The organism is Aurantibacter crassamenti (assembly GCF_016811105.1).
In the GTDB taxonomy this organism is placed as follows: Bacteria; Bacteroidota; Bacteroidia; order Flavobacteriales; family Flavobacteriaceae; genus Aurantibacter_A; species Aurantibacter_A crassamenti.
This window is the reverse complement of record NZ_JAFBGM010000002.1, coordinates 880802-891874: the sequence shown is the minus strand read 5'-3', so window position 1 is coordinate 891874 and position 11073 is coordinate 880802. Positions and strand designations below refer to the sequence as shown.

Here is an 11073-nt window from a genome sequence, read left to right as displayed (position 1 = left end):
ATTATGAAAAAATCAATCTTATATGCTTGTGCATATGCTGGTATTTTAATTTTTATTCTGTTACTTACTTCATGTAGCGATGATGATACTGAAGTAGTTGTACAAATGCCTACTTGTACAGATGGGATAATGAACGGAGACGAAACAGGAATTGATTGCGGTGGAACTTCATGTCAACCTTGTACTGAAGATCCTATGATGTTAGGTAGAAGAGCTGAGCTTTATGTAACAAATAATGCTGATGGTAATATTTCTAAGTATAGTATAACGGGTGATTCTTTGGTTACTTTGGTGACGCCATCAACTGCGGCAGAAGGTATTTATTATGATGCAACCGCTGATGTCGTAATTCAAGCATCGCGATCTTCACTACAATTAGAAGCATATAGTCCGGTTAAAAGCATTACAACGGGTACTTCTGTTGCACCTGCATTTATGGGAGCTGCAGATTTAGTAAGTCCTCGTGAATTAGCAGTCAATGGTTCTTCTTATGTAGTGGCTGACAATGACGCAAATACTTTTTTCGTTTATGAAAAAGGGGATACTAATTTTACGCTTACCTACACGGTTCAAATACCATTTGCTGTTTGGGGAATAACTTTTAAAGGAGATGATTTGTACGCCGTTGTTGATAAAACAGGTGACTTAGCTGTTTTTAATAACTTCTTAGCAAATGCAACTAATGGTTTGATGAGACCATCGAAACAAGTAACAATTGAAGGAATCGTAAGAACACATGGTCTAACATATAGTGGCTCTGATGATACAATGATTTTAACAGATATAGGCGATGCTGCTAATACGGCTGATGATGGTGGTTTTCATGTAATTTCTGAATTCTCAACTAAATTTGATGCACTTTCTGATGGTGATTTATTGCCATTAAGTGAGCAAGTTCGTGTAGCAGGATCTTCTACCTTAATGGGTAACCCAATTGATGTTGCTTATGATTCTGAAACAGATGCAATTTACGTTTCTGAAGTTGGAAATGGTAAAGTTCTTGGATTTACTGCAGTTGGTAGTGGAGGTGATTTAACACCAAGTTTTAATATGGATTTGCCTAGCGCTTCTTCACTTGTGTTTAGTAGTGATGAGACCGATGGTGATATCGGAACTTCTTCGTCTAATATGTCTTCTAGACTATACACCACAAATAATGCTAACGGAAATATTAATGTTTATGATAATATGGGTCTTTTGACGAAGACAATTACTTCTAATAGTTCGGCGACAGAAGGAATATATTATGATGGACTAAATGATGCTATAATTCAGGCTTCTAGATCTGAGTTAATGGCTCAGTATTATAGTGGTTTTTCGCTTATCACAGATTTAGCAACTGTTTCTGCGGATTTCTCTGGAAGTGCAGAATTAATGAGCCCAAGAGAAATTGCTGTTTTTGGAAACAAGGTAGTAGTTTCTGATAATGGAGAAAATGAATTTTATGTATACACCTATGATGGGTCTAATCTAACTTTATTAAATACATTGCAAGTCGGATTTAATGTTTGGGGCATAACCTTTATGGGTAATGATTTATTAGCCGTTGTAGATAATTCAAGTGATTTAGCGGTTTTTCCAAATTTCTTAAGTTCATACACTGCTGATGGAATGATAACTGCTGAAAAGAAAATTACAATTGAAGGTATCGTTAGAACGCACGGTATTGACTATAGTGAATCTGATGATGTTTTAGTAATGACTGATATAGGTGATGCTGCAGATGCCAACACTGATGGTGGTTTTCATATTATTGAAAACTTCACAGCTAAACTTGCTGATTTAAGTACAGGTGGTACATTAGCTTCTATGAATCAAATTCGCATTGCAGGTCCGTCTACACAAATGGGGAACCCTATTGATGTAGCCTACGATCATAAAACAAAAAGTGTTTTCATTGCTGAAGTTGGTAATGGTAAAATCTTAGGATTTAGTAATGTATTGAATAGTTCTGGTGATATTGCTCCTAGTTTTAGCAATGACTTAATGTCAGCATCATCTTTGTATTTATACAACAACTAGTTAAAATTAGTTAATAGATTTAATGATAAAAGCCACCTAACTAAGTTAGGTGGCTTTTTATTTTATGCCTTTTTTTAAGAATGGAATCGGGCTAAACTAAATTATATTCTTGCGCCTTTTTAGATAAGTCCATAAGGTTGTTGACTTCCATTTTTCGCATTAAATTAAAACGGTGTGTTTCAACAGTGCGCTTACTATTTTGTAGTTTTTCTGAAATTTGCTTGTTCGTCAGTCCAGACAATACCAATTCTAAAACCTTTATTTCTTTATTGGTAAGATCAAATTGATTAGTAGTACGTACTGTGCTTTTTGAGTTCTCTATAATATGAGCACCTGGGTTCAATAAATTATTGACTAATACATTTGAAATGTCACCACTATAATATTTACCACCTTCACGAACCGTATGTATTGCTTTAATAAACTCAGATTTATCAGTGTCTTTAAGAAGATAACCTTTGGCACCTGCCGCAACAGATTGTAGAATATATTCTTCTGAATCATGCATTGAGAGTATGATACACTTTACATCAGAATTTAAAGCACTTAATTTTTCAACAGCCTCAATACCTGTCATTTTTGGCATGCGAATGTCAATGATTAGTACATCTGGTTTTTTCTCATCGATTAAACTGAGGGCTTCAGTTCCGTCTGCACCCTCACCAATAACTTTAAGATCTTTTTCACTTTCTAAAAGTGCTCTTATACCATCTCGTACCAAAGCATGGTCGTCTACTAATACTATAGTTGTTTGATTCAATGTATGCGTATTTATACGTACAAAGATATGATTCTAAGTACGAAGTACAAACTATGCCATATTTAGTTGGCTACGGTAGATACTGAATTATATATGGGACACATTATAACAAAAAAATAATGCTTCAATGGCTACCACAAACATAAAGGGTTATGATAGCCGATCGAAGCAAAGCATTCAGATTTTTAATTTGTTACCCCCGTGTTTAAGAACTTTGGTTTCATAGTTAACTGAACCCAGGCCCAGTTTTGACTACTCGCAGCAGCTGATTCTGATATTCCTTTTAATTCGTACATACCATTACTAGCAAACATTTGTGAGTAGCCAATTGCCAAACCATATCCTTTAAACTTTTTGGCAAAAACTAAATCTAATTCTGTTCCTAATGATTTTTCACCACTGGCCAATTCTTGTGCTCCACTAAAGTTCAATACTTTGACTAAAAGGCTTGAACTTTTGCCAATAGCGAATTTGGCGCTAGCATGAATGTCTGTAAGGCCAACCGAATTTGCATGGTTGCCTACGTAGAAATAATCCATAAATCCATTAAACTTGTGGTTGGTTCCGTAGAGTGGGAAAAAAGCTTCGGTTTTGTCTGTAGTCGCGGTATCATTCCCGCTAATTATTTCAGCACCTAAACCTAATGAAACCCCTTTTGAAACTTTGTAACTTAGATCTAATCCTAACAAATAAGCGCCACTAACATCCACACTATTTTGGCGTTCACCTGATTGTAAATAACCATTGAAAACTGCTCCAAAACTACCTTGTTTATAATTTAAATGAGTACCTAAGGTTAGTAAATTACTAACGCCATCGGCAACTGCAGGATCACCAGTAAAGTTTTGGAAACCGTTATTCATAATTAATGCACTAGCAGAAAATGTATCCCAATTTTGTTTTAAATACAAGAATTGCATGGTTTTATACGAAAAGAAACCGGTGGTATTGTATGTGGTTCCCACAGATTGAAATCCGCCTGGGTTACCCGTAGTAGTACTAAAATCTTGATTGAAAGCAAGAGCTAAATCCAACATAAATTTTCCCTTTTTGTATTTTAATAATGCAGCATCATGATTGCGTGCCTGCATTGCCCAATCAACACCGCCAAGAATACGTTGATCATCATAAACCAACATTTGGCGACCTATTTTTGTTGAGAAACCTTCACCTAATTTAATATCGGCCCAAGCTTGAAAAACAGAAAATGAATTGTTACTATCTTCTGGTTTTAATTGGCGGTTTTCTCCCCAAACCATAACATCTTGCAAGCTCATATAAAACTTAAAAGATTCATATTGATATCCTGCATTTAAGCGCAAGCGTGTTGCTATTGCAAAACCTGAATCGGCAGCATCAGGTATAATACTACCAAAGCCACTTCTAAATTCGGTTCGTGGTTTAAATTCTCCATCAAGCGTGAATTGTGCGGTAACGATTTGAAATGATAGAAGTAATAAGAGTAAAATTATATATTGATTTTTCATAATCTAGGTTATTTAAAGATGTTTCTATTTTATAAAGTTTAATGTTCTAAAAAGTCAATTAAGTGTTTTCTATAGGTGTAATAATCGTTATGTTCCAAAACAGATTTTCGCGTACGAGGTCTTTCAAAATCAATATTTAAAATGTCTCCGATTTTAGCGCTAGGTCCACTAGTCATCATTACAACACGGTCTGCTAAGAAAATAGCTTCATCAACATCGTGCGTGATCATTACTGCGGTTATTTTTTCCTTGTTCCAGATTTCAATTAGAATATCTTGAAGTTCTCCTCTTGTTAGCGAATCTAGCATTCCGAATGGCTCATCTAACAGTAATACCTTTGGTTTTATAGCAAATGCTCTTGCAATACCTACACGTTGTTGCATTCCTTGTGAAAGTTCAGACGCTTTTTTGTCAAAGGCACCTTCTAAACCTACCTTTTGTAAATAATATTTGGCGATGTCTTTTCGTTGCAATTTCGTAGCATGAGAAAATACTTTGTTTACACCTAACATTACATTTTGTAATGCAGTCATCCATGGCATAAGGCTAGGAGATTGAAATATTACACCCCTATCTGGACCTGGTCCTTTTACAGGGTTACCTAATACCGCAATATTGCCTCCAGAGATTGGATTTAAACCTGCAATCATTGAAAGCATAGTTGTTTTTCCACAACCTGAATGGCCGATAATGGTTACGAATTCCTCTTTCATTATTTGCAAATCCAAATCTTCAAGTACAACATAATCTCCTTTAGGTGTTGGATATACTTTCTTTAATTTGGAGAGGTCTAACATCACTTTTGAAGGATAAAAGATTCCATTCTCCGTCATCGATTTATCTATTGTCGTTTCAGTGCTCATCTTCTTTAATTTTAAATTAGGCTACAAAACTTTTTGGACTTATCTCTGGAAGAACATATTTGGTATGTGATACAGATTTTCGTTCTTCTCCAATATCCATCAAGTATTCTATGATGGCATTTCTAGTTTTCTTGTAATTCAGATTGTCATTCAAGGCTGTTTTGTCTCTTGGCCTTTCAATCTCTATTTTAAATTCAGGACCTAAAGTCGCATTTGGCCCTGGTTTTAAAGGAATAATTCTATCTGCCATATAAATTCCTTCATCGACATCGTTGGTAATTAACAAGGCAGTTCGTTTGTCTTGGCTCCATATGTTCAATATTTCGTCTTGAAGATTTCCTCTGGTTAGTGCATCTAGCGCACCTAATGGTTCGTCCATAATTATCATCTCAGGATTCATTGCAAGGGCTCTTGCAACGGCAACACGTTGGCGCATACCTCCTGATAATTCTTTTGGACGTTTATTAATTGCTGGGGTCAGACTTACCATTGATACATAGTCTTTTACTCGTTCATGTAAAACACTTTTGCTTTCTTTAGGAAAGGCTTCTTTTACGGCCATATAAATATTCTGTCCTACCGTTAACCAGGGAAGTAATGAGTAGTTTTGAAAAATGACCCCTCTTTCGTGGCTCGTATCAACTACTGGTTCACCTTTAAATAAAACTTCGCCACTGGTCGGTTTTAAAAGTCCGTTAATTAGATTTACTAAAGTCGTTTTGCCACTACCCGTGAAACCTACAATGGCTACAAATTCTCCTTCTTCAATAGAAAGGTTGATATCTGAAAGTACTTCGGTGACGTTTTCATCTTCACCGTAGGTTTTGTATATATTTTTTAATTCTAAATATGCCATTTTTTTGAGTTTTGAATTATTAATTCAGTTTGAAAGAAACTTACTTTAGACTCCTTCATTCTTATTAAATGACACCATGTTCTGAACCGTCAGCATCAGCCTATCCAATAAAAACCCGATAATACCAATCACGAACATTGCTACTATTATTTTGGAGTTAGAATCGTTGGCGCCATTTTGAAATTCTTCCCAAACAAATAAACCTAATCCTTGACTTTGAGCCAATAATTCAATTGCTATTAGTACCATCCAAGCTACCGAAAGGGTTATTCGCAATCCTGTGAAAATTAAAGGTAATGAGGACGGAAGTATCACTTTAAATACTTTTTGAAATGTTCCTAGTTTTAGAACTTTTGCAACATTGATATAATCTTTATCTACAGAGGAAACACCCATTGCAGTGTTAACTAAGGTGGCCCACATAGCACATAAACCAACACTTATAAAAGAAATGACAAATGCGTTATCAGAATTATCACCGATGTACAAAGTTTTTACAATCATAAAAACAAGTAAGTACCAAACTACCGGAGAAACGGGTTTAAAAATTTGTATGAACCAATTAAAAGCGCTTCGCAAAGTAGGACTCAACCCTATGATGATTCCGATTGGAACGGCGATTAAAAGTGCCAAAAGAAAACCAGCGAAAACGGTTTTTATACTCGTTAGTACGATATCAATAAAGGAAGCTCTACCAGTATAAACTATCGCATTTTTTCCTTGTGCTATTAATTTTTCATTTGTGGCAGCCATCTTTTCGGCAAATGCCGCTTTATCTGCTGTAATTACTTTGTGGTCAGCAATTAGAGATTGTAAAGAAGCCCAAACTTGAGTGGGAGCTGGTAGTGTATTGGGTTGGCAACTACTTTCTCCAGATTCAATACAAGCTCGTTCTGCATCAGCAGCAGCTTGACCTTGCTCAGTCAACGCTTTTTCAATCTTAAAATCAGCTTCTTTATTGTAAAGTGCTTTAGAACCCATGTGCCATAATCCCAGAAATAGTGTAATGGATAGTATAGTAATCCCTGTTTTTTTGAGCCATGCTAAAAGATCTCCTTTTTGAAACTTAGGTGTTATCTTGGCTAACAAAGGCTTCAAAAAGGCTAAACTTTGTCCTTCTTTTTTTAATGTGATGTCTTGTTCCATATTGCTTTCTTTTGCTTCGATTCGTTACTAAATCTTCTTAGTCTTTATTTCCAATAGAAAAACTATTGATGTATCCGATTGGATCTTTTGCATCATATGAGGTTCCATCTATAAAGTCAGCTGTTACAGTTTTATAACCATCAGTTTCAGGAACGTCTGATGCTGGTATTTGTCCTTCTGCAACTAGCAGATCTGCTGCTTTTTTCCAGATGTCTGGTCTATAAATTTCTTTGATGGTTTCACCATACCATTCTGCTGGCTTTGTTTCAGGAATTTGACCCCATCTACGCATCTGCGTTAAGAACCAAATACCATCTGAGTAGAACGGATATGTCGCATTGTATTTATAGAATACATTAAAATCTGGCATTTCGCGTTTGTCTCCTTTTTCGAATTCGAAAGTACCCGTCATAGAATTTGCTAGTACTTCTTCAGGAGCACCTACGTATTGTGACATCGATAATATTTTTACTGCTTCAGCTCGGTTAGATGGTTCGTCTAACCATTTACCTGCACGAATTAGGGCTTTGGTAACTGCAATTGTTGTATTCGGATTATCTTCTACAAACTTTTTAGTCATCACAAATACTTTTTCTGGATTGTTTTTCCAGATATCGTAGTTCGTAGTTACAGGAACGCCGATACCTTTAAAAACTGCTTGTTGATTCCAAGGTTCGCCAACACAGTAGCCATAAATAGTTCCAGATTCTAAAGTTGCTGGCATTTGTGGTGGAGGGGTTACAGATAATAATACCTCTGCGTCAATTTGGCCTTGAACATTATCCGATGTATACATACCTGGATGAATTCCGGCTGCAGCCAACCAATAACGTATTTCATAATTGTGTGTAGATACTGGAAAAACCATACCCATTTTAAAAGGTTTGCCACTATTCTTGTATTCAGTAATTACAGGTTTTAAGGCATCTGCTTTAATAGGGTGTATTGGTTTACCTTCATCATCCTTAGGTACATTTGGCTTCATTTTTGACCAAACGTCGTTTGATACTGTTATTCCGTTTCCATTTAAATCCATTGAAAATGGAGTTACCAATTGAGCCTGTCGTCCAAATCCTGCTCCAGCAGCAATTGGTTGACCTGCTAACATGTGCGAACCGTCCAATTGACCGTCAATAACACGGTCTAAAACATTCTTCCAGTTTGATTGGGCTTCAACAGAAACGAAAAGGCCTTCTTCTTCAAAAAACCCTTTTTCTTTTGCAATAGCTAATGGAGCCATATCTGTTAGCTTAATAAAACCAAAAGTCAATTGGGGTTTTTCAATATCAAGTTGTTTGGTCTTAGATGCTACTGCCTCTTTTGTTGAGGTGGCTGCTTTTTTTGCTTCTTTTCCTCCACAAGCTAAAACTAGTACTGATAGAACAGTTAGTAGCGTTGCTTTTGTAATTATACTTTTCATACTTGTGTTGTTTTTAATTAACTACGTATTTATACTTATTTTAGACAAATATATACGTATTGTAGTTTTTGATGTATGTTATTGCGCATGTGAATACATCTTTTTACACCATGTTAAAAGCATTAAAATCACAGTTTTAAACCTGCTAAATAGCAGGTTTTTGTTATAATTAATTATTTATTAGGGTTTTATGAAGTGGAGTTATTGTGGTTTGGTAATGAGTACTAATACGTACTAATATTAAACTTTGAAGACCTAAAATTTAATTTTGGTATACTTAAATGTTAACTATCTAAATAGAAGTTGTGCTCAGATATTTCTTTCTGTAGAAGTGAAATGTCAACTATACCAATACGCTTGCCTTTGGTAGTGATGAGTTTTTCTTTTTTAAGTGCCGAGAGTACTCGAATTACTTGTTCTTCAGTAGTACCTGCATAATCAGCATATTCTCTTCGGCTTAAAAGAATTGATATGAAACTAGACTTCCGTCCGAACTTTCGATTGACATATAATAAGGTATCAATTACCCTTTCGCGCACAGTCATCTGAGAAAGTGATTTAACTTTGTCTTCACTTTTATTGAGTTCATTTGCATAAAATAACATGAAGTCATAAGTAAAAATAGGCTCAACACGTAATAATTCTTGAATATTTTCTATGGAAAAATAGCAGAGTATACAGTCTTCAATGGCAACTGCGCTAATGGAGTAGGTTTCTTTTGTGCCAAAACCTCTGTGCCCAATTATTTCACCTTCTTTTGCAAAACGAACTATCTGTTCTTTACCATGTAATCCTGTTCGTAATACTTTTACTTTTCCATGAAGGAGAAAAAAAAGACCTGTAACAGGAGCACCTTCCATAATAAATTGTTGCCCTTTTTTACATCGAATTTGTTTACGTTGTTTGGTAAATTCAGATACTACAGGGGATTTTAGATTTTTTTTTATTAAGCAATGCTCATTGGTACAAGCCATACATGCAGTATTAACTAAGCTGATGTTTTTAGTTGATGTACTTGTTATGTTTGAGGTTGAAATCATACTTAAATATTATTTTATTTGTCACCTAAAACCAAATTTGGCTGAATTTTTTTCATATCAATAGCAGAGGCTTTTTCATCAGCAGTTGAGAATTTTATTGCTAACGTGGTTAGTGCACTTACAACTACAAAGCCACCAATTATAAAATATCCACTAGATACTGCACTAGCAGCCGCCGCAGATTGCGCTGCTTTCATTGCTGTCTCCCCTAAATCAACATTGGATGTTAACGCTGTGGTTTCAGCCATTGCTGATTTGGATTTTAAAAACATTGCTGCTAAAAATGCTCCAACATTTCCACCAGCACCTACAATACCAGATATTGATCCAATGGCTTTTTTGTTAATAAATGGAACTACTGAAAAGGTTGCACCTTCTGCCATTTGAACAGTAAGACTAAAAGCGATTAAGAAAATCATACCAACGGCTAAACTTGTAGTAACAGAAAAAATTGAAAGCATTAAGCCTTCCGCCGCAAGTATTACGGTAAGAAATATAACTCGACCTCTAAGGCCCTTTAATTTTCCAAACTTATCACCAAAAAATCCACCAAGAGTTCGTGCAAAAATATTCATTAGTGCAAACGATAATACTAAGTTTCCTGCTATAGAACGTGTAAGACCAAATCTGTTTTGAAGGTAATCATCCATCGTGCCGTATACTGTTAGTTCCATGCCAAAACTTGCAGCATAAACAATAAAAAGAATCCATACACGGTAATCTTTAAGAACGCTCACAAAAGACTCTTCATCTTTTTTGAAATTCGGCATTTTGCCTTCTTTTTTAAGTTGTGCAAAGTTACCTTCAGGAGTATCTTGAGTGAAGAAATAGTATATAACTCCCATTAACATTGCAATTACCCCAGCAATTATCATTGAATAGCGCCATGCAATTTCATCAGCAACGCCGAAACTTACAACTGCAGCAGCTATTAATGGCATGCCTAGGCGGTTAGCACCACCACCCAAATTACCCCAACCTGCAGAAGTTGCGTTTGCGGTGCCTACAATATTTGGTGCGAACATTATAGAAGTATGAAATTGAGTTATTACAAATGATGCTCCTATAAAACCTATGAATAATCTGCAAATTAAAAATTGCATCGGCGTTTGAACAAAACCTATAAGTATTACCGGTATGGCGCCTAAGATTAATAAATAGGTATAACACAAGCGCGGACCATATTTATCACATAGCTTGCCAATTAATAATCGTGCAAATACAGTTCCGGTTACAGCTAAAATGATTGAATTCCATTTTTGGTCTGGGGTTAATCCGAGGTCTTTAACAACATCTGGCATAAAAGGTACAATTCCGAACCAGGCGAAAAAGCAAATAAAGAATGCTATTGATGTTATCCAAAACGTGCGGATAGGCATCGATTTAAAATCTGTGAGTTTTAAAGTAGTAGCTTTTTTAGATTGTGTTTCCATAATACGCAGTTTTAATGTTTATTGATAAACAAAACTACGTATACAA

At 35.6% G+C, this 11073-nt stretch carries 9 protein-coding genes; 1 reads left to right on the top strand and 8 read right to left on the bottom strand.

Going from position 1 to position 11073, the window contains the following annotated elements:
* The first annotated feature begins 3 nt into the window (after positions 1 to 3).
* Entirely contained in the window at positions 4 to 2022 is a 2019-nt protein-coding gene (locus JQC67_RS16485) for an NHL repeat-containing protein (RefSeq protein WP_203254017.1), read from the top strand.
* A gap of 91 nt (positions 2023 to 2113) precedes the next feature.
* On the opposite strand, the gene JQC67_RS16480 is transcribed toward JQC67_RS16485, so the two are convergent.
* The 8 genes from JQC67_RS16480 to JQC67_RS16445 all read right to left on the bottom strand — a co-directional run bounded on the left by JQC67_RS16480 (position 2114) and on the right by JQC67_RS16445 (position 11027).
* The gene (locus JQC67_RS16480; RefSeq protein WP_203254016.1) at positions 2114 to 2782 is read right to left on the bottom strand and encodes a response regulator transcription factor; all 669 of its coding nucleotides are present in this window, start codon (positions 2780 to 2782) and stop codon (positions 2114 to 2116) included.
* Positions 2783 to 2967: 185 nt separating this feature from the next.
* Positions 2968 to 4269, bottom strand: a complete 1302-nt coding sequence (locus JQC67_RS16475; protein WP_203254015.1) for an alginate export family protein — start codon at positions 4267 to 4269, stop codon at positions 2968 to 2970.
* A 38-nt stretch (positions 4270 to 4307) separates the two neighbouring features.
* Complete coding sequence (locus JQC67_RS16470) at positions 4308 to 5132, bottom strand: ABC transporter ATP-binding protein (RefSeq protein WP_203254014.1); 825 nt, start codon at positions 5130 to 5132, stop codon at positions 4308 to 4310.
* Between the two features lie 16 nt (positions 5133 to 5148).
* Entirely contained in the window at positions 5149 to 5988 is an 840-nt protein-coding gene (locus tag JQC67_RS16465) for an ABC transporter ATP-binding protein (RefSeq protein ID WP_203254013.1), read from the bottom strand.
* A 45-nt stretch (positions 5989 to 6033) separates the two neighbouring features.
* Positions 6034 to 7134: an ABC transporter permease gene (locus JQC67_RS16460; RefSeq protein WP_203254012.1), complete on the bottom strand. Its 1101-nt coding sequence runs from the start codon at positions 7132 to 7134 to the stop codon at positions 6034 to 6036.
* Between the two features lie 37 nt (positions 7135 to 7171).
* The gene (locus tag JQC67_RS16455) at positions 7172 to 8554 is read right to left on the bottom strand and encodes a CmpA/NrtA family ABC transporter substrate-binding protein (protein WP_203254011.1); all 1383 of its coding nucleotides are present in this window, start codon (positions 8552 to 8554) and stop codon (positions 7172 to 7174) included.
* A gap of 284 nt (positions 8555 to 8838) precedes the next feature.
* Positions 8839 to 9594 (bottom strand): Crp/Fnr family transcriptional regulator, encoded by a 756-nt coding sequence (locus tag JQC67_RS16450; protein WP_238934873.1) that lies wholly within the window; start codon positions 9592 to 9594, stop codon positions 8839 to 8841.
* 14 nt (positions 9595 to 9608) lie between these two features.
* Positions 9609 to 11027 (bottom strand): MFS transporter, encoded by a 1419-nt coding sequence (locus JQC67_RS16445; protein WP_203254010.1) that lies wholly within the window; start codon positions 11025 to 11027, stop codon positions 9609 to 9611.
* Positions 11028 to 11073 lie beyond the last annotated feature (46 nt).